Source organism: Gordonia rhizosphera NBRC 16068 (assembly GCF_000298195.1).
GTDB classification, from domain to species: Bacteria; Actinomycetota; Actinomycetes; order Mycobacteriales; family Mycobacteriaceae; genus Gordonia; species Gordonia rhizosphera.
Genome location: NZ_BAHC01000182.1, coordinates 26,729 through 48,699, shown reverse-complemented (window position 1 = coordinate 48,699; position 21,971 = coordinate 26,729). Strand labels below are relative to the sequence as shown.

At 66.6% G+C, this 21,971-nt stretch carries 20 protein-coding genes; 8 read left to right on the top strand and 12 right to left on the bottom strand.

The annotated features are described in order from the left end of the window. The coding region (locus tag GORHZ_RS22130; RefSeq protein WP_040532976.1) for an alcohol dehydrogenase catalytic domain-containing protein at positions 1-804 on the bottom strand (804 nt) is incomplete at its 3' end. A gap of 221 nt (positions 805-1,025) precedes the next feature. Here GORHZ_RS22130 and GORHZ_RS22125 point away from each other — a divergent pair. The 3 genes from GORHZ_RS22125 (at position 1,026) to GORHZ_RS22115 (ending at position 5,164) form a co-directional block, all read left to right on the top strand. Continuing rightward, positions 1,026-3,083 carry an MMPL family transporter gene (locus tag GORHZ_RS22125; RefSeq protein WP_006337107.1) on the top strand — a complete coding sequence of 686 codons (2,058 nt, stop codon included), beginning with the start codon at positions 1,026-1,028 and terminating at the stop codon, positions 3,081-3,083. A 143-nt stretch (positions 3,084-3,226) separates the two neighbouring features. Beyond that, entirely contained in the window at positions 3,227-4,186 is a 960-nt protein-coding gene (locus GORHZ_RS22120; RefSeq protein WP_006337105.1) for a R2-like ligand-binding oxidase, read from the top strand. A gap of 102 nt (positions 4,187-4,288) precedes the next feature. Beyond that, on the top strand, positions 4,289-5,164 hold the full coding sequence (locus tag GORHZ_RS22115) for an alpha/beta fold hydrolase (protein WP_006337103.1): 876 nt from the start codon (positions 4,289-4,291) through the stop codon (positions 5,162-5,164). Between the two features lie 25 nt (positions 5,165-5,189). On the opposite strand, the gene GORHZ_RS22110 is transcribed toward GORHZ_RS22115, so the two are convergent. From GORHZ_RS22110 to GORHZ_RS22100, 3 genes are all read right to left on the bottom strand, one after another. Then, positions 5,190-6,152, bottom strand: coding sequence for a putative endonuclease domain-containing protein (locus GORHZ_RS22110; protein ID WP_040532973.1), 963 nt, complete (start codon positions 6,150-6,152; stop codon positions 5,190-5,192). Between the two features lie 127 nt (positions 6,153-6,279). Continuing rightward, positions 6,280-8,454 (bottom strand): 3-hydroxyacyl-CoA dehydrogenase NAD-binding domain-containing protein, encoded by a 2,175-nt coding sequence (locus tag GORHZ_RS22105; protein ID WP_006337100.1) that lies wholly within the window; start codon positions 8,452-8,454, stop codon positions 6,280-6,282. Positions 8,455-8,524: 70 nt separating this feature from the next. Further along, the gene (locus tag GORHZ_RS22100; RefSeq protein WP_006337099.1) at positions 8,525-9,736 is read right to left on the bottom strand and encodes an acetyl-CoA C-acetyltransferase; all 1,212 of its coding nucleotides are present in this window, start codon (positions 9,734-9,736) and stop codon (positions 8,525-8,527) included. Positions 9,737-9,865: 129 nt separating this feature from the next. Between GORHZ_RS22100 and GORHZ_RS22095 the strand changes: the two genes are divergently transcribed. After that, a complete protein-coding gene (locus tag GORHZ_RS22095; protein ID WP_040532992.1) occupies positions 9,866-11,038 on the top strand; it encodes a TetR/AcrR family transcriptional regulator in 1,173 nt (390 codons plus the stop codon). 98 nt (positions 11,039-11,136) lie between these two features. Here GORHZ_RS22095 and GORHZ_RS32295 read toward each other — a convergent pair whose 3' ends face one another. The 3 genes from GORHZ_RS32295 to GORHZ_RS22080 form a co-directional block, all read right to left on the bottom strand. After that, positions 11,137-11,304 (bottom strand): FitA-like ribbon-helix-helix domain-containing protein, encoded by a 168-nt coding sequence (locus GORHZ_RS32295; protein ID WP_373279627.1) that lies wholly within the window; start codon positions 11,302-11,304, stop codon positions 11,137-11,139. Positions 11,305-11,478: 174 nt separating this feature from the next. Then, positions 11,479-12,138 (bottom strand): MspA family porin, encoded by a 660-nt coding sequence (locus tag GORHZ_RS22085; protein WP_006337085.1) that lies wholly within the window; start codon positions 12,136-12,138, stop codon positions 11,479-11,481. Positions 12,139-12,185: 47 nt separating this feature from the next. Continuing rightward, positions 12,186-12,797 carry an MspA family porin gene (locus GORHZ_RS22080; RefSeq protein ID WP_006337084.1) on the bottom strand — a complete coding sequence of 204 codons (612 nt, stop codon included), beginning with the start codon at positions 12,795-12,797 and terminating at the stop codon, positions 12,186-12,188. Between the two features lie 382 nt (positions 12,798-13,179). Between GORHZ_RS22080 and GORHZ_RS22075 the strand changes: the two genes are divergently transcribed. Next, on the top strand, positions 13,180-14,142 hold the full coding sequence (locus GORHZ_RS22075; protein ID WP_006337083.1) for an adenylate/guanylate cyclase domain-containing protein: 963 nt from the start codon (positions 13,180-13,182) through the stop codon (positions 14,140-14,142). On the opposite strand, the gene GORHZ_RS22070 is transcribed toward GORHZ_RS22075, so the two are convergent. The 4 genes from GORHZ_RS22070 to GORHZ_RS22055 are packed head-to-tail and all read right to left on the bottom strand — an operon-like array spanning position 14,082 to position 17,179. Beyond that, complete coding sequence (locus GORHZ_RS22070; RefSeq protein ID WP_006337082.1) at positions 14,082-15,185, bottom strand: sulfate/molybdate ABC transporter ATP-binding protein; 1,104 nt, start codon at positions 15,183-15,185, stop codon at positions 14,082-14,084. The genes GORHZ_RS22075 and GORHZ_RS22070 overlap by 61 nt on opposite strands. Then, on the bottom strand, positions 15,182-15,964 hold the full coding sequence (locus GORHZ_RS22065; protein WP_006337081.1) for an ABC transporter permease: 783 nt from the start codon (positions 15,962-15,964) through the stop codon (positions 15,182-15,184). The genes GORHZ_RS22070 and GORHZ_RS22065 overlap by 4 nt, the downstream gene beginning before the upstream one ends. 11 nt (positions 15,965-15,975) lie before the next feature. Continuing rightward, positions 15,976-16,749, bottom strand: a complete 774-nt coding sequence (gene modA, locus GORHZ_RS22060; RefSeq protein WP_006337080.1) for a molybdate ABC transporter substrate-binding protein — start codon at positions 16,747-16,749, stop codon at positions 15,976-15,978. 28 nt (positions 16,750-16,777) lie between these two features. Then, positions 16,778-17,179 (bottom strand): TOBE domain-containing protein, encoded by a 402-nt coding sequence (locus GORHZ_RS22055; protein WP_040532969.1) that lies wholly within the window; start codon positions 17,177-17,179, stop codon positions 16,778-16,780. A 210-nt stretch (positions 17,180-17,389) separates the two neighbouring features. Between GORHZ_RS22055 and GORHZ_RS22050 the strand changes: the two genes are divergently transcribed. Both GORHZ_RS22050 and GORHZ_RS22045 read left to right on the top strand, forming a co-directional pair. After that, positions 17,390-18,403 carry an ATP-binding cassette domain-containing protein gene (locus GORHZ_RS22050; RefSeq protein ID WP_006337061.1) on the top strand — a complete coding sequence of 338 codons (1,014 nt, stop codon included), beginning with the start codon at positions 17,390-17,392 and terminating at the stop codon, positions 18,401-18,403. Beyond that, on the top strand, positions 18,400-19,248 hold the full coding sequence (locus GORHZ_RS22045) for an ABC transporter permease (protein WP_006337058.1): 849 nt from the start codon (positions 18,400-18,402) through the stop codon (positions 19,246-19,248). Before GORHZ_RS22050 ends, GORHZ_RS22045 begins: the two co-directional genes overlap by 4 nt. Positions 19,249-19,270: 22 nt before the next feature. Here GORHZ_RS22045 and GORHZ_RS22040 read toward each other — a convergent pair whose 3' ends face one another. Beyond that, complete coding sequence (locus tag GORHZ_RS22040) at positions 19,271-20,434, bottom strand: ROK family transcriptional regulator (protein WP_040532987.1); 1,164 nt, start codon at positions 20,432-20,434, stop codon at positions 19,271-19,273. 484 nt (positions 20,435-20,918) lie between these two features. Between GORHZ_RS22040 and GORHZ_RS22035 the strand changes: the two genes are divergently transcribed. Then, the gene (locus GORHZ_RS22035) at positions 20,919-21,965 is read left to right on the top strand and encodes a sigma-70 family RNA polymerase sigma factor (RefSeq protein ID WP_040532966.1); all 1,047 of its coding nucleotides are present in this window, start codon (positions 20,919-20,921) and stop codon (positions 21,963-21,965) included. The last annotated feature ends 6 nt before the right edge of the window (positions 21,966-21,971 follow it).

Sequence of the window (21,971 nt, the reverse complement as noted above, 5' to 3'; positions counted from 1 at the left end):
CGAACCGTCGATTTCACCGACGGTCAGGATGGTCGTATTGGCCATCTTGCCCCAGCTGATCTCGCCGAGCACCGGAAGCGCGTCCTCCATCGAGGGGAAGGTGTGGGTGGCACCGAGCTTCTCGGCCATCTGCAGCTTGAACGGCACCGGGTCGATCGCGGCGACGATCCGCGCTCCGGCCGCCGCGGCGCCCTGCACCGCATTGATACCCACACCGCCGATACCGACGACGACAACCACGTCACCGGCGTGCGTCCCACCGATCTCGACCGCGGACCCCCAGCCGGTTGCGACACCACATCCGAGAAGCGCCGCGGTCTGCAGCGGGATGTCGTCCTCGATCTTGATCAACGATGCCTGGTTGACGGTGATGTAGGGCGCGAACGTGCCGAGCAGGCACATCTGGGTCAGGCCCTGGCCGTCAGAGGTGGTGCATCGATGTGTGTCGTCGGCGATCGCGAGACCGGTCAGCAACCGGGCGCCCTCGTCGCAGAAGTTCTGGTCGCCCCGTGAACACGGTTCACAGACACCGCAGGCGGGGATGAAGGCGGTGACCACGTGGTCGCCCTCCTTCAGGCTGGTGACGCCCGGTCCCACCTTGGTGACGACGCCGGCACCCTCGTGGCCGCCGAGCACCGGCATCGGTGCCGGGCTGTCACCGGTCCGCAGATGGTGATCGGAGTGGCACAGACCGGAACTGACCAGCTTCACCTGGACCTCACCGGCAACCGGGTCGCCGAGCTCGAACTCCTCGATCTTCCACTTCTCGCCCGGGTTACGGAGGATTGCACCCTTCGTCTTCATGTAGCGCGCCCTTTCTTTGAGCATCGGTGTGCGATCTGACTCCCATCGTTGCCGGATATGCACCTGCGTGCATACGAAATCGCGATTTCGATTGCCGGAGCATCTGTTTGATCTCGCCGGTCACCTATCGATCGACCTTCCTGCCTTTGTGCAAGTGACCCCACGGCGCCGATCAGCTCTCGACGAGCAACGGGGGTTGACGGTCGTGTAGGAATGGTCACATGGCGAAGACGGCCCGGCTGCGCTGGCTCATCCCCGCACTCCTGATCCTCGGCTGGCTCGTCATCGGCGGTATCACCGGGCCGTTCGCAGGCAAGCTGGCGTCGGTGTCGACGAACGACATCAGCGCCTTCCTTCCTTCGTCGGCAGAGTCCACCGAAGTCAACGATGCTCTCGGCGGTTTCCAGGACACCTCGACGGTGCCCGCGGTGGTGATCGCCGAGCGTCCGTCCGGGGTCACCGCCCAGGATCTCGAGTTCCTGACGACCGCCACCCAGCCGCTGTCGGGGGCGCCCGGGTTCGGAACTCCGTTCTCCCCGCCGATCCCCTCGACCGACGGCCAGGCGGCGCAGATGTTCGTGCCGATCGAGAGCCAGGGGGAACCCGCCGACACCGTCGAGCAACTGCGGGACGCCCTGTCCCCCGCGCCTGCCGGGCTCACGGTGCTGGTCACCGGCCCGGCCGGACAGATCGCCGACCTCGGCGAGGCCTTCGCCGGGATCGACGGGATCCTGCTGCTGGTTGCCGGACTGGTGGTGATCGTGATCCTCATCGTGGTCTACCGCAGTCCGATCCTGCCGTTCGTCGTCATCATCTCGGCGGTGTTCGCACTCGGCCTCGCCTCCGGGGCCATCTACCTACTCGCCGACCAGAACATCCTGGAACTCAACGGCCAGAGCCAGGGCATCCTGTTCATCCTGGTGTTCGGCGCCGCCACCGACTACGCGCTCCTGCTGGTGTCCCGCTTCCGCGAGGAACTCGTCGGGAACGCCGACAAGTACACCGCGTTGCGAACGGCGTGGCGGGCCACCATCGAACCGGTCGCCGCCTCGGCGGGCACCGTCATCGCGGGCGTCCTGTGTCTGCTCTTCTCCGACCTCAATTCCAACCGCAGTCTGGGCCCGGTCGCGGCGATCGGCATCGTGGCATCGTTCCTCGCCGCCATGACCTTCCTGCCCGCCGCGCTCGCACTCCTCGGACGCGCGGCGTTCTGGCCGTTCCGACCGCGGTTCGACCCCGACACCCGGCAGTCCGGCAGCACCCATCGTCTGTGGCGGCAGATCGCCGACCGCGTCGCGATCCGGCCCCGGCCCATCTGGATCGGAACGCTCGTCGTCCTACTCATCGGCGCCGCGTTCGCGCCGACCTTCAGGGCCGACGGCGTCGCACAGACCGACTTCTTCCTGGGCACCGTCGACTCCGTCACGGGGGCCGAGGTCCAGGCGCGGCATTTCGATGCCGGTAGCGGATCTCCGACGTGGGTGATCACCAACCAGGATCAGGCCGACCAGGTCCTGCAGACCGTCCGCCGCGTTGACGGCGTCGGCCGGGCCGAGATCGTGACCAGAGACGATGCGCCGGTCGTCGTCGACGGCAAGGTCGCGATCGAGGCCACACTCACCGAGAACGCCGACTCCCTCGCCGCCCAGGACATCGTGGCCGACATCCGCGAAGTGGTGCACCCGATCGCAGGTGCCGACGCCCTCGTCGGCGGCACCACCGCCATCGACCTCGACACCCGCGAGACGGCGATCCGCGACCGTAATCTGATCATCCCGATCGTGTTGCTGGTGGTGTTCGCCGTGCTGATCGCGCTGCTCCGCAGCCTGCTCGCGCCGGCCCTTCTGCTCGCGACCACGGTGCTGTCGTTCGCCGCCACCCTCGGGGTGGCCGCGCTGCTGTTCAACGGGCCGTTCGGCTTCCCCGGCGCCGATCCGGTGGTTCCCCTCTTCGGCTTCGTCTTCCTCGTCGCGCTGGGCATCGACTACAACATCTTCCTCATGACACGCGTACGCGAGGAGGCGTTGGCCCACGGCACCCGGTCGGGGATGCTCCGCGGTCTCACCGCGACCGGCGGTGTCATCACGTCCGCCGGTGTTGTGCTGGCCGCCACGTTCGCGTCGTTGGCGGTCATCCCACTGCTGTTCCTCGCGCAGGTGGCGTTCATCGTGGCGTTCGGGGTCCTCGTCGACACCCTGATTGTCCGCACCCTGCTGGTTCCGGCGATCACCCTCGATATCGGCAGACGGGTCTGGTGGCCGAACTCCGTGCCCCGCTGACCCTTTCGAAACCGCCTCGAGACCATCCCGGAATCGGGCGACAGACCCGGGACCGGAGAGTTCGACGAAACGCGGACGTTACATCCAAGGGAAGACTAACGTCGTCATATCCACCTTGAATGATCGTTAGCTGGTGATCGCAGATGACTCTTGCCAAGCACAAAGCGCCGCCGGGCCGTGAGGACTTCACGTCCCTCCGCAGCGGTGGCCTCAATTGGGAGTCATTCCCCTTGCGCCTGTTCATCAAGGGCAATGCGCGGTTCTGGGATCCCGTCGCGATCGACTTCAGCCGCGACGCCCAGGACTGGCACGACATCACCGACGAGCAGCGGCGCAGCACCACCTACCTGGTGAGCCAGTTCGTCGCCGGCGAGGAAGCCGTCACCCAGGACATCCAGCCGTTCATGAAGGCCATGGCCGCCGAGGGCCGCTTCGGCGACGAGATGTACCTGACCCAGTTCTGCTACGAGGAGGCCAAACACACCCAGGTCTTCCGGATGTGGATGGACGCCGTCGGACTGACCGGCGACCTGCAACCCTTCGTCGCCGACAACCCGTACTACCGGCAGCTGTTCTACGAGGAGCTCCCTGACTCGCTGCATCAACTCGACGACGACCCGTCGCCCCGCAATCAAGTGCGGGCGAGCGTCACCTACAACCACGTCATCGAGGGCAGCCTCGCCCTCACCGGTTACCACGCCTGGCAGACGGTGTGCACGCGTCACGGGATCTTCCCCGGGATGCAGAAGCTCATCCGGTTCATCGGTGGCGACGAACGACGCCACATGGCCTGGGGCACCTTCACCTGCCGACGGCACGTCGCCGCCGACGACTCGATGTGGGATGTGATCGCCGAGCGGATGGGCGAACTGATGCCGCTCGCGCTGGGCATGATCAACTGGGTTAACGAGCAGTTCGACGAGCAGCCCTTCGGACTCGACAACAACGAGTTCATCGCATACGCGGCCGACCGCGGCCAGCGCAGGCTGGGCGCCATCGAATCGGCCCGCGGGAGATCGGTCGCCGAGATCGACCTCGACTACTCCCCCGAAGCGCTCGAGGATCAGTTCGGCGAGGAGGACGCGGCCTCCGTCGGTGGCTGACCCCAACCGCTGGTCGAGTAGCGACGCGCGAGCGAAGCGAGCCCGACGCGTATCGAGACCACACCCGTGACAACAAACTAGAACACGTTCTAACCTGACTTCGTGGATGTCACCTACGACGCGACGAAACGCGAACTGACCACCGACCAGGGCACCCTGCGTTACCACGAGGCAGGCCCCGACGACGCACCACCGCTGATCCTGCTGCACGGATCGGGTCCCGGCGTCACCGGTTGGCGCAACTACCGCGGCAACCTGGGCTTCTTCGCCCAGACCCACCACTGCTACGTCCTCGAGTTCCCCGGCTTCGGCGTCAGCGATCCCGTGGAGGGGCATCCGGTGCTGACCGCCGGGTCGTCGGTCATCAGGTTCATGGACGCGCTCGATATCGGCTCGGCCGCGATGATCGGCAATTCGATGGGTGGTGTCGTCGGGGTCAACCTGGCCATCAAGAAGCCGGATCGTGTCGAGAAGCTGGTCACCATCGGCGGCGTCGGACCCAACGTGTTCAGCCCCAGCCCGAGCGAGGGCCTGCGGCTGCTACAGGAGTTCACCGACGCACCGGATCGGGACAAGCTCGTCCGCTGGCTGACCTCGATGGTCTTCGACAAGAAGCTCGTCACCGAGGCACTCATCGAGGAGCGCTGGGCCGCCGCCATCCACCCGGACGCCCAGAAGACCGCCCAGATGATGTACGGCTCGGCCGCTTTCGAGATGCAGCAGCAGTTCATGGCCGCCTCCGACACCCCGCCGTACTGGTCGATGATGCACAAGGTGTCGTGCCCGACCTTGCTGACCTGGGGGCGCGACGACCGGGTCAGCCCACTCGACATGGCGATGATGCCGATGCGACTCATCCCGGACGCCGAGCTACACGTCTTCCCCAACTGCGGCCACTGGGTGATGATCGAGGCCAAGGAGGCGTTCGAGGCCACGGTCGCAGCCTTCCTCGCTCGGACCGACACGCTCCGGCCGTAGATCCGGGCCAGTATGTGGCTCGAATCTACGGCGATCCGGCATCAGACGATGGGCAGTGGGGGCACGAGGCCACCGCCCCGGGCCAACCGTGGCGGTTCAACACCTTCCCGATCTTCACCGCGGTCGAGCACGCGCGGGCGAACACCTGACCCCAACCGATTCGGAGCGTCTCTCGGTCGGCACCGGCAGCAGCGTCCAGGTCGCGCTCCATGTCTTGATCGCGAGCGTGCACATCGTCGTGCCCAAACCGCCCGTCCAACTCCACCACCACGTGCCAGTCGGGATAGTCGACATCCCGAAACCCCTTCCGCCCCACGCCCGTCGGCGATTGCCGGTGCGGCCTCGGAAGACCATGCGCACGTTCGACTCTGGTCAGGTATCCATACTCGAGTACCGAGCACGTGCCGTCGCGCGCGTCACGGAGCACACCCTCGACGAACGCACGCCGCCGCATCCGCGGGCGGGACTGCAATGCAACGAGAAGTCGCTCGGCAGTGGTCTTTCGAGCTTGCAGGACCTCGGTGAGGCACGCAACGACACGCATCTCCGAACTCACCAGCGCGACCATGTCGAGCGCGGCTTCCTCGACCCGCTGCCGCGGTGGGTGAGCGTCACAAAGCACCTGCTCGTCGAATCTGGCTGCATAGTGGACGACCACACTCGCGCGCCGAGTCACTCGACGGTGACGCGCGACCATGATGTGAATCGGGCCGGCGCCGTGGTCCTGGGCTGTACCGACAGCCGATGCATGGCTCAGCGCGGACGGCCACGCATCGAGTACCGCCGCCCACGCCCGCTGCCGCCATGTCAGCGGTCCGGTGTGGTCGACATAGGTCCCGGGATAGATCGTGGCCCACTCGCGACGGCGCACCCGACACCGGATGTAGGGCACGGTGAACCCGCACCCGATGACCTGGCGGCGCGCGATCACCCCGTCCTGGTCGTCGAGCAACTCCTGCAGCCGGGCTACATCCGGTGTCGGGGCCATGACAGAAAGTCTCGCCGACAACCACCCCAACCAGCCGTCCCAACCGAAAGCCTGTGGATAACCAACCGCGCCGTAGATCCGAGTCGATATAAGACGCGGATCTACGGCGCAGGGGGTCAGCGAGGAGTCAGAACTTCTCGCCCTTGGCTGCCTTCTCGACGAGCGAGGCCGGCGGCTCGAAGTGCTTGCCGTACTTCGACGCGAGATCGCGAGCACGGTCGACGAAGCCCGCCACGCCACCCTCGTAACCGTTGATGTACTGGATGACACCACCGGTCCACGCGGGGAAGCCGATGCCGAAGATCGAACCGATGTTGGCGTCCTCGACGGAGGTGAGCACACCTTCGTCGAAGCACTTCACGGTCTCCAGCGCCTCGGCGAAGAGCATGCGCTCCTTCATGTCCTCGAACGGGATCTCCGTGGTGCCCGAGTTGAAGTGCTCGCGCAGACCCGGCCACAGGCCGACGCGCTTGCCGTTCTCGTCGTAGTCGTAGAAGCCCTTGCCGTCCTTGCGGGCGGTGCGTCCGTTCTCGACCATCCAGTCGACGACGGCGGACGACGCGTGCTGCGGGAAGTCCACACCGGCTTCCTTGGCCGCGGCCTCGGACTCCTTGCGGATCTTCTGCGGAAGGGTCAGGGTCAGCTCGTCCATCAGCTGCAGCGGCGCGGCCGGGTAGCCGGCCTGGGTGCCCGCGTGCTCGATGAACACCGGGTCCACGCCCTCGCCGACGGCCGCGATGGCCTCGTTGACGAAGGTGCCGATGACACGGCTGGTGAAGAAGCCGCGGCTGTCGTTGACGACGATCGGCGTCTTGCGGATCGCCAAGGTGTAGTCGATGACCTTGGCCAGCACCGCATCCGAGGTCTTCTGGCCCTTGATGATCTCGACCAGCGGCATCTTGTCGACCGGCGAGAAGAAGTGGATGCCGATGAAGTCCTCAGCGCGCTGCACACCCTCGGCGAGGATGGTGATCGGCAGGGTCGAGGTGTTCGAACCCAGGATCGCGTCGGGCTCGACGATGTCCTCGATCTCCTGGAACACCTTGTGCTTGACCTCGACCGACTCGAACGCGGCCTCGATGACGAGGTCGACGCCCTTGAAGTCGGCGGCGTCGACGGTCGGGTGGATGCGGGCCAGCAGCGCGTCGGCCTTCTCCTGGGTGGTCTTACCCTTGGCGACGGCCTTGGCCTCGAGGTTCTCCGAGTAGGCCTTGCCCTTCTTGGCGGCGTCGAGGTCGATGTCCTTGAGGACGACCTCCATGCCGGCCTTGGCCGACACGTAGGCGATCGCGGCACCCATCATGCCCGCACCGATGACTCCGACCTTCTTGGCGGTGTACTTCGGGTAGCCCTCGGGACGCGAGCCACCGTTGTTGATGTGCTGCAGGTCGAAGAAGAACGCCTTGATCATGTTCTGCGCGACCTGGCCGGTGAGCAGGTCCACGAAGTAGCGGGTTTCGATGATGTCGGCGGTGTCGACGTCGACGTAGGCACCTTCGACCGCGGCGGCCAGGATGTTACGCGGAGCCGGCATGTTGGCACCCTTGATCTGCTTGCGCAGCAGGGCCGGCAGGGCCGGGAGGTTGGCGGCGAAGGCCGGGTTGGTGGGAGCACCGCCCGGGATCTTGTAGCCCTTCTTGTCCCACGGCTGCGCGGCGTCGGGGTTCGCGGCGATCCAGGCCTTGGCGGCGGGGATCAGTTCCTCGATGGAGCCGACGACCTCGTCGATCAGGCCGGTTTCCCTGGCCTTGGTCGGGTTGAAGCGCTGGCCCTGCAGCAGCACACCCATCAGCGCGTTCTGGATACCGAGCAGACGGACGGTGCGGACCACGCCGCCACCGGCGGGAAGCAGGCCGAGGGTCGCCTCCGGCAGACCGATCTGGACACCCTTGACATCGGCGGCCACGCGGTAGTGCGTGTGCAGCGCGATCTCCAGGCCGCCGCCGAGTGCGGCGCCGTTGATGGCGGCGACGACGGGCTTGCCGAGGGTCTCGAGACGGCGAAGGACACGCTTCATGCCGTTGACGCTGTGCGTCATCTCGGTGGCGATCTCTTCCTTCGACCGACCACCGGCTCCGCTGGTCATGTCCTTGAGGTCGCCACCGGCGAAGAAGGTCTTCTTCGCGGAGGTGAGGACGACACCGGTGATGTCATCCTTCTCGGCCTCGAGGCGCTCGACGGTCGCGGACATCGACGACCGGTAGAGGTCGTTCATCGTGTTGGCGCCCTGGTTGGGGTCGTCCATGGTCAGGACGACGACGCCATCGGCGTCCTTCTCCCAGGCAATCATGTTGTCACTCATGTTGTTTGAAAGGTTCTTTCTGTAGGGCCTCCCCGCTCCCCGAGGAGCGAGTGAAGCGAGCCTCGAAGGGTCAGAGACGCTCGATGATGGTCGCGACGCCCATGCCGCCGCCGATGCACAGGGTGACCAGGCCGTAGCGGCCGCCGGTGCGCTCGAGCTCGTCGAGGCAGGTGCCGAAGATCATCGCGCCGGTTGCGCCGAGCGGGTGACCCATGGCGATGGCGCCACCGTTGACGTTGACCTTCTCGTGCGGGATCTTCAGATCCTTCATCCACTTCATGACGACCGACGCGAAGGCCTCGTTGAGCTCGAAGACGTCGATGTCGTCGACCGTCAGGCCTGCCTTCTTCAGCGCCAACTCGGTGGCCGGGGTCGGACCGGTGAGCATGATGGTCGGCTCGGAGCCGATCTCGGCGAAGGTGACGATGCGGCCGCGCGGGGTGAGGCCGTTGCGCTTGCCCGCAGCCTCGCTGCCGATCAGGACGAGTCCGGAGCCGTCGACGATGCCGGAGCTGTTACCGCCGGTGTGGACGTGGTTGATCTTCTCCACGTTGTGGTACTTCTGCAGCGCCACGTCGTCGAAGCCGGCCATGTCGGCCAACGCCTGGAAGGCAGCCTTGAGCTTGCCGAGCGACTCGACGGTCGACCCGGGACGACGATGCTCGTCGTGGTCGAGCACGATGACGCCGTTCATGTCGCGGACCGGTACGACCGACTTGGCGAAGTAGCCTGCACTCCAAGCCTTCTCGGCGCGATCCTGCGACTCCGCGGCGTAGGCGTCGACGTCTTCGCGGCTGAAGCCCTCCATGGTGGCGATCAGGTCGGCGCCGATGCCCTGCGGAACGATGTAGTTCTCGTACGCGGTGAGCGGGTCGGTGAAGAGTGCACCGCCGTCGCTGCCCATCGGCACGCGCGACATCGACTCGACACCACCGGCGAGCACCAGGTCATCGAAGCCGGACGCCACCTTGGCCGCGGCCAGGTTGGTGGCCTCCAGCCCCGAGGCGCAGAAACGGTTGATCTGGGTTCCCGGAACACTCTCGGGCAGACCGCTGTTCAGCGCTGCGGTGCGCGCGATGACCGCACCCTGCTCACCTACCGGCGAGACGACACCGAGCACGACGTCGTTGACTTCTGCCGGGTCGAGGGAGCCGTGCCGTGCCAGAACCTCGTCGATCAGGCCGGAGACCAGATCGACGGGCTTGATGCTGTGCAGCGAACCTCCACGCTGCTTGCCACGGGGCGTACGGATCGCCTCGTAGATGAATGCTTGATCAGCCACGTTGTGTGTTCCTTTCACATGAACAGGTGTGGTTCCGACTTCCAGGCTAACGCGGAATAACTTGTTTGGCTATACCGGGTGGTCACGAAGCCACATGTATCGACAAATATGCGCTATGGTCGGTTCACCATGCCTACCCCGAAGACACCCCGGCGCATCCGGCCCGCGGACCGCAAGCGACAACTGCTCGACCATGCGGCAGCCCTGTTCGCCGAGCGCGGCTACGCCCAGGTGTCGGTCGCGGACATCGCCCGTGCAGCAGGCGTGACCGCACCGTCGGTCTACCGGCATTTCGCCGACAAGCAGTCGCTGCTGGCGGCCGCGGTCAACGCCGGCGTCGACGACCTCGAGACCTGCACCGGCCGGGCGCTGACCGAGGGCGACGCACCGGTGGACGACCTCATCTCCTCGGTGTGCGCGTTGGGTGTCAAACGACCCGAGTCGACGTCGCTGTGGCGGTGGGGCAGTCAGCACCTCACCGACGAACAGAACCGCGAGGTGGTGCTGCGCACCCGCGCGATCCTGCATCACTGGGCCGACGTTCTGGCCGACGGCACCGACCTCACCGAGCGTGAGGCGGTGACCCTCGCCTGGGCGATGATCAGCGTGGCCGGCAGCCTGTCGGTACACCGAACCCGGATGTCGCTGACTCGCACGCTGGCCGAGGTGGACGCTCTGGTGCGGCGCCTGATCGCGCTGCGACCCGACTCGGCACCGCCGCTTCCCGCCCTTCCCCCGTCCGGCACGGGCGCGCCCACCCGCCGCGACGAGATCCTGGACGCCGCCGCGACGCTGTTCGCCGAGCGCGGTTACGCGGGCGTCGGCGTGGACGACATCGGCGCCGCCGTCGGGATCACCGGTCCGAGTGTCTACAAACACTTCAGTTCCAAGATCGCGATCCTGATCGGCATCGGTCAGCGCGGCGCGACGCGCCTGGAAGCCGGCGTGATGACCGCCTACGCCTCGACCTCCGATCCCGCGAAACTGCTTGCGCTGCTGATCGACTCGTATGTCAACGTGATCACGTCCACACCCGAGCTGTCGGTCACGTTCAACAGTTCCGACGCACTGGCGGGCCAACCGAACGCCTCGGACCTCGTCGACATCCAGCGTCGTTACGTGGCCCGCTGGGTAGATCTGCTCATGCAGACCGACCCCGATCTGCCCCGTGACCGCGCGGCGATCGACGTCCACGCCGCGCTGAGCATCGTCAACGACGCGGTCCGGATGCGCCGCGGCACCAGCCGGCCTGAGTTCGGCGCACAGATGGCGTACCTGATGAAGGGTGTGTTGGGGGTGTGATGCCCGAAAATGCCGGCGTCAACCGCCACGCGTCTTCCGCAGACGTTTTGGGCCGGCCGAATTCTGCGCCAGTCAAGCAGTCCAGGGATTGAGTACCTCTATACCCACGTCTGCGAAGTCGTCGACATTGCGGGTGGCCAGACGTGCGCCAGCTCCGACACCACGTTCGTATCGTCCGCCTCCATCGACCTTCCGTTCTCAGCTGCGCGAACACTCAAGGCTGCCTTCAGATCGTCGTCCAGATCACGGATTGTCAAAGTAGCCATGTCCACCGCCCGATCAGCAACGAGATCATTGCATTCAATGCAAGCAGGTAGGTGCTTGGGACGCCAGAGTCCCCTCTACCTATTGGTGCACGCCTCGGCAGAGACAGAGATGCCAATTCCCGCCGTGACACCCGATACCACGGGCGTCACGGCGGGAACGGACGAACAATTGCATTACCCCAACGAGAACGGCCTACCCCACAGCGTCGTCTCGCTCTTCGACGAGGGGGTGGTCACCTGGATGGTGATCCGCGCCCGGGCCTGCGCGTAGCCGGCACAGCCGTTGACCCGCAACTCTTCCTGACTGTAGGCGACCGACGCTTGCTTTCCGGCGAACTGATAGCCGTTGATCGTGTACAGCGCGTTGTCGGCATCGAGCGCATAGTTCTTCTGGTCGATGATCGGCACATACGCGGCCTGCCCGGGACCCAAGGTCAGGGTGCCACCCGCGGTGGGCCCGATGAGCGCCCCCGTCGACGTGTTCACGCCCGCGGCACCGGAGGTGCCGGCGCCGGCCAGATTCACCTGACAGCCGACGACATACCCGCCCTTGATGACACCGCCCTTGGCCTTCCCGGTCACCGAGACACGCACCGCACCCGACACCCACGCCACCCGCGACGTCGGTATGCCGGCGACGTTGCCCGGCTGGACATCCACCTTCTCGTTGACCAGCCGCGCGGTCATGGTGGTACCGCCGCCGAGATCGGCATGGGCGGCCCCGCCCGGAAGTGGGCCCGCCGCGGCGGGTCCGATTCCCGACAACACACCCACACCGGCCGCCACACAGACACCCCACACCACGCCGGTGGAGATCACAGACTTGCTCTTCACGTCAGACTCTTCTCTTCTTGCACAATCACTTGCATCGATGGACAGGACTAGCTGAGGCTGAACGGCTGGCCGTACAACGTGGACTGGACATACGCGCCGGTACCACCGATGTTGGTGGTGTTCGACGCGTCGATCTCATACCCTTCGACTGCCTCGACCCTCGCGTACGAGCGCGCCTGCGCCGCGCCACCGCAACCCTGCACCTGGACCTCGAGGCCGGAGTACTGGTACATGGCGTGGCCACCGGTGATGTTCTGCGTCGACAACTGCACCAGCTTGATCTCGCCCGGCGCCAACGGGAACGAGACGGTCCCCGTCACTGTCGGTGTCGCCGAGATCGTGCTGGACAGCCCCGCCGTCAGGTTCCCCAGGGAGACTTGGCAGCCCACCAGATACCCGACGCGCAGCTTCCCGGTGCCCTTGCTCAACGTCGTGGTGATCTTGCCCGACAACACCGCCGATCGACCGGCACCATTGGCCGCCATCGACAGGGCCGGGAGCGCGGACTCACCCGTACGCCACGTCTGGACGGTCACCGCACCCTCGCTGACCCGCTTGTACCCATTCGGCAATCCCGCCGCCGACGCGGGTCCGGCCAGTACCGGTCCCGCCACCGTGGCGGCAACCAGCGCAGCCACCACCGCAAACCACTTCTTCACCTGGTATTCCTCTTCTCTCCCGACCACATTTCGGCATGACTCTGCAAACGTGGAGCCACAACATCACTCAGATCCGAGGCGGCGATCCGCAGATCTGCGCCCAGGGACCGCCACGGATCGGCCCACGAAGATGTGCGTCGGTACGACGCACATTTCGACCGTCTGACCTGCTCCAATCTCTCCGCTCCCTGAGTAAATCTGGGTTTATTTTCAGAAAAATAGCGGTCGCTTGGTGTCGTGTCAAACACGACATGGGCCCGAGGTGACGACCACCACCACGATCGTGGGCGCTGCGCGCGCACCGGAGAGCACGCGTCCTTGTCGCGGCGGTCACGCGCCCTCGGCACTGCTACGCTGTGATCTGAACCACGAGAGGGCGGACATGGACGGCGAATCGCCCGACGACCAGCCTCGCTACACCCGCGACGAACTGATCGCGAAGTTGGAGCTGTCTCAGGAGTTCGCGGAAAAGATCTGGAACGCTTTCGGTTTCGCTCGACGAACCACTCCGGAGAAGATCTTCGCCGAAGCCGATCTCGCTGCGTTACGTCTGTTCGCCGGCCCCGAGTCCGCAGTGCCCGTGGACATGCAGATCGCGACCGCACGCGCCATCGGTCAGGCGATGTCGAGGCTCGCCGACTGGCAGGCCGATCAGCTTCGCGTGTTCGACCGCGACCCGACCGTGGATCTGTCCATCGACGAGATGGCCGACACCGTTGGCCGGATCCAGCATCTCATCTGGCGCCGGCACCTGACCTATGCCCTCGAACGAGGCGTCGAGCAGGAATCGGATGAACATCTCGATCTGGTGGTGGGTTTCGCCGACATCGTCGGCTACACGAGCTTGTCCCGACGAATCGAGCTCAAGGAACTCGAGACACTCCTGGAGACCTTCGAGGAGGACACGTTCGAGATCGTCGCGGCCAACGGCGGCAGTGTGGTGAAAACGCTGGGTGATGCGGTGATGTTCAGCTTCCACGACCCCGCGTCGGCCGCCGCCACCGCGATCGCCATTCAGGATCACTCCGACAGCGGCGTCATCCCGACCCTACGGATCGGGATGACGCGCGGCCACGTCCTCAACAGACTCGGCGACGTCTTCGGCGAACCGGTCAACATCGCGGCACGGCTGGCCGGATCTGCCTATCCCGGAACAACATTGATCGACGAGGCGATGGGCATCGCCCTCGCCGGAGACGACCGATTCCGCATCCGACCCATTCCGACATTGAACGTCCGCGGCTACCGACGACTCAAGGCACGCACGCTCCAGGCGAACCGTTCTCACAACGGGTCGCCCACCTCGATCGCGGAGACAGGCGCGCCCGGCGAAGCCACCCCGTAGATCCGCACCTCGCTCGCCTTGAGAACCAGCACGACATCTTGCCCGACGACGAGACCGAGATCGCGCACCGCAGACCATGTGACCTCGGCGTCGACGATCTGCCGCCCGACCAGCGTGCGCACCACAGCGTGATCGCCCCGTGGCACTACATCGGTCACCCGTGCACGCATCATCGTGCGCGGGCTCCCGTGTGGCGGTGCAAGATACACCGCGACCGCGCGCGGCGAGAACGCCGCCGCGCACGGACTGCCCTCCGGCACATCCTCGACCACACCACCCACGACGCGGTGTCCCTCATCGTCGTCGACGGCGTGATCGACGTGGCGCCCGACGAAGAGGTTGAGCCCCGACAGCGACGCGGTGAACGGATGCCCCGGCGTGGTCAGCACCTCCCGCGTCCGACCGGCATCGACGACCCGGCCGGCATCCATGACCGCCACGTCGTCGGCCAGACTCACCGCATCGATGAGGTCGTGGGTGACCAGAACCGTGACCCCGGACCGTTGACCGAGCAGGTCGCGCAACAGCGAGCGGATCTGCTGTGTCACAGATACATCGAGGGCCGCGAACGGTTCGTCGAGCAGCAGGACCCGCGGTTCGCATGCCAACGCCCGCGCGAGCGCAACCCGCTGCGCCTGCCCACCCGACAACTGACCCGGCATCCGGTCGGCGAGATCGGCCACCCCCACCGCGTCGAGCCACCGGTCGGTGCGTTCGGTGACCTCGCCCCGTTGCAGCCGCAAGGCCGACGGCCCGAACGCCACGTTGCGGCGCACACTGAGGTGCGGAAAAAGCTTGGGCCGCTGGGCCAGCAGGACGACCGACCTCCGGTGCGCCGGAAGGAAACGACGCCCGTCCTGCACCACCTCGTCACCCACTGTCACCGTCGAGGCGCTGCGGCGCAGGCCGGCCAACACAGACAACGCCGTGCTCTTGCCCGCCCCGTTGGGACCCATGATGGCCAGCGTCGCGCCGTCGTCGATGTCGATGTCGACCGACACCGCCGGGGTGTCACATCTGATCGAGGCGTGCAGACCGCTCATCGCGCTCCCGTCGCACCCGGGCGCATGTGCACCCCGACGACAACCACCAATGCCACGACCATCAACACCAGTGCCAGCGGCAACGCCTGAATCGGGTTGTTGATCGCGTCGAGATAGATCTTCAACGGAGCGGTCTGCGTAGTACCGGGGAGGTTGCCCGCGAAGGTGATCGTCGCGCCGAATTCCCCGAGGGCACGCGCAAATGCGAGAACCGTACCCGCCAGCAACGACGGCACCACCAGCGGCAGCGTCACCTTCCACAGGGTCCGGGTGGGTCCGGCGCCGAGCGTCGCGGCCACCTGCTCGTACTCGTCGTCGGAGGACCGCAACGCCCCTTCGACGCTGATCACCAGGAACGGTAGGGCCACGAAGGTCTGCGCGAGCACCACCGCGGTGGTGGTGAACGCGATCGTGATCCCCTGATCGTCGAGGTACTGCCCGACGATCCCGCGCCGTCCGAGCGCGTAGAGCAGGGCGAGGCCCCCGACGACGGGCGGAAGGACGAGCGGCAACAGCACCAGGGCGCGGACGATCCGCACGACGACGCCGTTGGATCGGGCGAACACCACGGCCATCGGGACGCCGAAGACCAGACACAGAGCGGTGCTCGTCAGCGCCGTGACCACGGCCAGGCGCAACGCGTCGAGCGATGCGGGAGATGTCACCGATGCGACGAAGTCCGTCCATGGCATCCGGATGACGAGCGCCATCGGTCCGAGCAGGATGAACGCGACTCCGATCAGTGCCGGTACATAGACCCAACGCGGAACGCGACGCATCGTCGGGCCGATCAGCCCGCGGGCGGGGCGAAACCCGCCGCACCCAGGTACTCGGCGCCGGTCTCTCCGAGCACCATGCCGACGAACATCTGCGCGTCCTCGCTGTGTGTGGTTCCCTTCAGGGTCGCGATCGGGTAGCTGTTGACCACCCTGGCGAATGCGGCGTCGCCGACCGTGGCCACCGCGTCGCCGGCACCGCGGGCATCGGTGACGTAGACGAGGCCGGCGTCGGCCTGTCCGGAGGTCACCTTCGCCAACACCGCGCTCACCGATGTCTCCTCGCTGACCGGGTCGAGATCGACGCCGGTGTTCTTCTCGACCTGTGCGGTCGCCGCGCCGCACGGCACCTCGACCGCACAGACCACCGTCTTGATGTCGGGGTTGCGCAGACCGGCGAAGTTCACGATGTTCTTCGGGTTGCCCGGCGCGGTCACGATCACCAGAGTGTTGGTGGCGAAGACCTTCGGGTCCACGGCCTGTTCCCCGAGTCGGGCCATGGTCGCCTGGTTCGCGGTGGCGATCACGTCGGCGTCGGCGCCCTGCTGGATCTGGTTGACGAGCGCCGAGGAGCCGGCGAAGTTGAGCTTCACGTCGACGTCGTGCACCTTCTCGTACTCGTCGGCGATCTCGGTGAATGCCTCCGTCAGCGACGCCGCCGCATACACGTTCAGCACGGCCTTGCCGGCCGCGTCGTCGTTGCTCGCGCAACCGGTCGCGGCCGAGGCGACCGCCAGCACCACCCCCACCGCGGCGAACCCGCGGCGCACGGCCCTACTCATCGTCATCGGATCTCCTGGTTCGGTGCCCCGAGGTTCACGGTGCACGCCTTTCCACGATCACCGTGGTCGCCTTGACCACTGCGGTCGCCACCACACCCGGCTGCAGCCCGAGTTCGCGGACCGCCTCGGCACTCATGAGGGAGGTGACCTCGAACGGACCGCACTGCAACGTCACCTGGGCCATCACCCGGTCCGCGATCACCTCGGTGACCAGTCCGGTGAAGCGGTTCCGGGCCGAGCGCAGCACCCCGGCACCGTCGTCGGGTGGCCGACCGGCCCGCTCACGGGCCAGCGCGGCGAGCTGCTCACCGTCGACGGTGGTGACGGCGCGCTCACCGCTGGTCGCCTCGAGGACCCCCGAGGTCACCCATCGGCGCACGGTGTCGTCGCTGACTCCGAGTAGCGTCGCGGCATCGCGGATCCTGATCTCGGCCACCCGCACAATCTATCCGCATCTGCGGACGTATTTCGCACTTTGTTCCGCATCATCGGAGATATATGCCGGATTTGCGGAGATTTTCGTACTCTCTGTCTCCGGCACCGATGAATTCCGCCGACGCCCACGGTCTGTCCCACCGACCGCGGCTCGAGGTCAGCCGAAAAACGAGTCGCACCCTGTCGGTACCGATCGATAACGTGGAGAATCATGAGCTCACCATTCACCCCGGCCCGGATAGACGGCCCCGCGACAGGCGAGGTCGCCATAGAGGCGGTCGACCTGGTCAAGCGCTTCGGCGACTTCACCGCCGTCGACACGGTCAGCTTCACGGTCCCGCGGGGCTCGGTCCTCGGTCTCCTCGGCCCCAACGGCGCCGGCAAGACCACCATCGTCCGGATGATGACCACGCTGTCCCCGCCGACCAGCGGTTCCGCCCGAATCGCGGGCTATGACGTCGCGACCGAACCCGAGATGGTCCGTCGCAGCATGGGGTTGACCGGGCAGGCGGCCACCGTCGACGAGATCCTCACCGGCCGGGAGAACATCCGGATGATCGGGGGTCTCTACGGTATCGGCCGTCGAGAACTCGCCCGGCGATCCGATCAACTCCTCGAACAGTTCTCCCTGGCCGACGCCGGGAACAAGCAGGTCAAGTCGTACTCCGGTGGTATGCGCCGCCGACTCGACCTCGCGGTCAGCCTGCTCGCGGCACCGCCGGTGCTGTTCCTCGACGAGCCGACGACGGGTCTCGACCCGCGCAGCCGGTCGGAACTGTGGGATGTGTTGCGGTCCCTGGTCGCCGAGGGCACCACCCTGCTGCTGACCACGCAGTACCTCGAGGAGGCCGATCAACTCGCCGACAAGATCGTGGTCATCGACAAGGGCCGGGTCATCGCGCATGGCACGCCGCTGCAGCTCAAGGAGCAGGCCGGAGCGGCGAGCCTGGTGCTGACGGTGTCCGACGCCGGTGACATCCCCGAGGCGGAAGCGCTGCTGCGAAAAACCGGCGGCGAGGTCTTCGTCGACCACGGAGCGCGCCGGCTCACCTCCCCGGCCAACGGGCTGGGCGACCTGACCCGCGTCGTCTCGTGGTTCGACGAGAGCGGGATCGCCATCGACGATCTCGGTCTGGCCCGCCCCAGCCTGGACGATGTGTTCCTGTCCCTCACCGGCCACAAAGCCGAGGACGACGCCTCCACCGACGAGGAGAAATCCGCATGACCACCACACTCGTCACCGGCGACCCGGTGACCCAGCGCCCCGAGATCCATCAGACCAGCATCTGGCAGCAGTCCTGGATCATGGTCAAACGCAACATGATCCACACCCGGCGGATGCCGGAGATGCTGTCCGACGTCACCATTCAGCCGATCATGTTCGTGCTGCTGTTTGCCTACGTGTTCGGCGCCTCCATCACCAACACCGGCGGTGTGTCCTACAAGGAGTTCCTGCTTCCGGGCATCATGGGCCAGACGATCGTGTTCACCGCGTTCATCGTTTCCACCGGCATCACCGCCGACCTGGAGAAGGGCATCATCGACCGATTCCGATCGCTGCCGATCCGGCGGTCGTCGGTACTGATCGGACGGAGCATCGCCAGCCTGCTGCATTCGTCGATCGGCATCGTCGTCATGGCGATCACCGGTCTGGCGATCGGCTGGCGGATCAACGGCACCTTCGGCGAAGCGATTCTGGCGTTCGCGCTGTTGCTGATGTTCGGGTTCGGAATGATCTGGTTCGGCATCCTCATCGGTTCGTGGCTGCGTTCGGTGGAGGCCGTGAACGGATTCATGTTCACCACCCTGTTCCCGCTCACATTCCTGTCCAACGCATTCGTGCCGACCGCGCCCATGCCGACGTGGCTGCGCACCATCGCCGAGTGGAATCCCATCTCCGCACTCGTGCAGGCGTTGCGCGTGCTGTGGGGCAATGGACCCGCGGCTCCGGCCGATGCACCCCTGCCGCTGCAGTACCCGGTGCTCGCCACGCTGATCTGGGCGGTCGTCCTGACCCTGGTGTTCGCGCCGTTCGCCCTGCGTGCGTACACCAAGCGCACCTCGAACTGACCCGACACCCGGGTTGAGTACGTCACGCGGTGAACGTAACCGCCTCCAGCGGATCGGCGTAGATGGCATCGAGTGACACCGCACCGGCCGCCTGCTGTTGCACCGTCGTCCCCGAATGTGACACGCGGACGTCACGATCGGCGACCACCGACGTCGCGGCCAGCGCCTTCGCCACGGTGGGCAGGGTGGCGGGGAAATCGGTGAAGGCCTGACCGCCGAGCACGATGTGATCGGGGTTGAAGATGTCGGCGATCAGCGCGACCGTCCGGCCCAGGACCTCGGCGCGCTCTTCGAGGATCGCGCGGGCGGTCGGGTCACCACCGCGGGCCAGCTCATGCAGCCCTTCGGCGTCGGTCACCGCGAGACCCAGAGCGCGTGCCGCCTCGACGACACCGGTGTCGCTCACCGTCTGTTCGAGGCGCCCGGTGCGGTCCGGGTCGAGCAGGGTCGTCGCACCGGTCGGGAAGTGCCCGATGACCGGCGGGCCGGCGCTCGGCGTATGCACCGTGCCGTCCACGCTGAAGGCGATGCCAACCATCTCGCGCGCGTAGAAATAGAGGAAGCTGGCCTTGTTCTGGTCCGGGTTGGCGACCAGTTCGGCGGCTGCCATGGCCTCGACGTGCGAGGCCACCGACACCGGGACGCCCACGGTCTCGGCGATGATCCGTCCCACCGGCGCGCCCGTCCACCCCAGCTTCGGGTGGTCGACAAACCCTCCGGAGGCGACCCGGCCGCCGAGCGCGACCCCGGCCCACAGGATGCGGCGTCCGGTCCAGCGCCCCGCGAACCGACGGGCGCTCTGACCGATCGCCGTGAGTGTTTCCTCGGGTGTCGCGGCGACCGGGGTCGGGATCTGGATGGCCCCGACGACACGATGCCCGAGATCATGGGTGGTGATCGACGTGACCTTGTAGCCGATGTGGATCCCGACGGTCAGGAAGTCGGTGACGTTGAGCTCGAAGGGCAGTCGCGGACGTCCGATGGCGCCCGCGGGCGTGAGGTCGGCGCGTTCCCGGATGAGTCCGGCCTTCAACAGGGCGCCGACCTGGCGGTTGACGGTCGAGGTGCTCAGCCCGGTGCGATCGGCCGCGTCGTCGCGGAACACCGGCCCGGCGAGCCGCGCGGTCCGCAGGACGAGTGCGGCCGGTTTGGACGACAGTTGCAGCTCCGGTGTCGCGACGTGGATCGTCGGCGTCGCGACGCGCGGGGGGCCATAGGCGAGGGGACGGCGGCCGCGGGCGGCAGCCGGCCGCAGGGCCTGCGGTCGCGGAGGCGCGGTGGTGGTGTGGAGATCGAGTGTTGCGGTCATCGGTGTTGTCCTCGTCGGAAGCGCCACATCGGCCGACGCGTTCGCCGCGAGATGCGGCGCCGATCGTGCGGATGAGCGGAAGTCTGGGCCGTTGCGGCCCGGGGCGAATGGCGGGGTCAGCGCATTCGACGACAACACAGGACACGAGCCAGCGGCAGCCGACAGCCCAGAGCAGTTGTCACATAGGTGACCTCTGGGACGTAGGGCTGGGCGCTCATGTCGATCAAGCTAGCAACGGTCGCCAGGAGATGGCAACCCGCAGCGAGACGGGTCACAGGGCTGCGCCGGTGTCGCGCCCGATCCCCGCGCTCCAGCGGTTTGGGACGTGAAGCTGTCGGTGGGACGACGTAGCCTGGGACACATGTCCACCACAACCACGGGTAGGGCTTCTGACGCCGCGTTCCTCGAGGCCACCGACCCGTTCCGGCGTGAGATTCTCGCGCACTGCTATCGGATGATGGGGTCTCATCACGACGCCGAGGACCTCATGCAGGAGACCTATCTTCGCGCCTGGCGCGGCTACGCCAAATTCGACCGGCGCGCGTCGGTGCGGACGTGGCTGCACAAGATCGCCACCAACACCTGTCTGACCGCGCTGCAGAGTCGTCAACGCCGGCCGCTGCCGTCGGGACTGGGGGGCGACGCATTCGATCCGACCGACGACCTGCTCCAGGATCACGAGGTGCCGTGGCTGGAACCGTTCTCGGGCACCGTCGACGAGGTATCTCCCGGCGACGACGCCGACCCGGCCTATGTGGTGGGCGCGCGGGAGTCCATCCGGCTCGCCTTCATCGCCGCGCTCCAGCACCTGCCCGAACGCCAACGTGCCGTGCTGATTCTGCGCGACGTGTTGCAGTGGAAGGCGGCCGAGGTGGCCGACACCATCGGCGTCACCACCGCCACCGTCAACAGCCTTCTGCAGCGCGCCCGCGAGCAGCTGAAGCACGCGGCGCCGCGGGAGGGCTCCCAGGAGGAGCTCGACGACGCGGCCAAACGCGAGTTGCTCGCTCGCTATGTGTCGGCCTTCGAACGCTACGACGTCGACGCGATCGTCGAACTGTTCACCGACAAGGCGATCTGGGAGATGCCGCCGTTCACCGGTTGGTACCGGGGCGCCGAGTCGATCGGCACACTCATCCGGCACAACTGCCCGGCGGAGAAGGAAGGAGACCAGATCATGCTGCCCACCGTCGCCAATGGGCAACCGGCGTTCGGTCTCTACATGCGCGAGCCCGACGGAATACATCGCGCTTTCCAACTGCAGGTACTCGACTTCGACGACGCCGGCAGGGTTGCCCACGTGGTGGCGTTCTTCAGCAACACCATCGACGACGTCTTCGCCCGGTTCGGACTCCCGCCGACCCCCTACGACGCGCCGCCGCGCACCACACCCAGCGCCTACCACTGACAGCGC

Excerpts from the sequence above, each read along its gene's own strand:
- GORHZ_RS22125 (WP_006337107.1), top strand. The coding sequence starts at position 1,026 with ATGGCGAAGACGGCCCGGCTGCGCTGGCTCATCCCCGCACTCCTGATC.
- GORHZ_RS22120 (WP_006337105.1), top strand. The coding sequence starts at position 3,227 with ATGACTCTTGCCAAGCACAAAGCGCCGCCGGGCCGTGAGGACTTCACG.
- GORHZ_RS22110 (WP_040532973.1), bottom strand. The coding sequence starts at position 6,152 with ATGGCCCCGACACCGGATGTAGCCCGGCTGCAGGAGTTGCTCGACGAC.
- GORHZ_RS22105 (WP_006337100.1), bottom strand. The coding sequence starts at position 8,454 with ATGAGTGACAACATGATTGCCTGGGAGAAGGACGCCGATGGCGTCGTC.
- GORHZ_RS22095 (WP_040532992.1), top strand. The coding sequence starts at position 9,866 with ATGCCTACCCCGAAGACACCCCGGCGCATCCGGCCCGCGGACCGCAAG.
- GORHZ_RS32295 (WP_373279627.1), bottom strand. The coding sequence starts at position 11,304 with ATGGCTACTTTGACAATCCGTGATCTGGACGACGATCTGAAGGCAGCC.
- GORHZ_RS22075 (WP_006337083.1), top strand. The coding sequence starts at position 13,180 with ATGGACGGCGAATCGCCCGACGACCAGCCTCGCTACACCCGCGACGAA.
- GORHZ_RS22070 (WP_006337082.1), bottom strand. The coding sequence starts at position 15,185 with ATGAGCGGTCTGCACGCCTCGATCAGATGTGACACCCCGGCGGTGTCG.
- GORHZ_RS22065 (WP_006337081.1), bottom strand. The coding sequence starts at position 15,964 with ATGCGTCGCGTTCCGCGTTGGGTCTATGTACCGGCACTGATCGGAGTC.
- modA (WP_006337080.1), bottom strand. The coding sequence starts at position 16,749 with ATGACGATGAGTAGGGCCGTGCGCCGCGGGTTCGCCGCGGTGGGGGTG.
- GORHZ_RS22050 (WP_006337061.1), top strand. The coding sequence starts at position 17,390 with ATGAGCTCACCATTCACCCCGGCCCGGATAGACGGCCCCGCGACAGGC.
- GORHZ_RS22045 (WP_006337058.1), top strand. The coding sequence starts at position 18,400 with ATGACCACCACACTCGTCACCGGCGACCCGGTGACCCAGCGCCCCGAG.
- GORHZ_RS22035 (WP_040532966.1), top strand. The coding sequence starts at position 20,919 with ATGTCCACCACAACCACGGGTAGGGCTTCTGACGCCGCGTTCCTCGAG.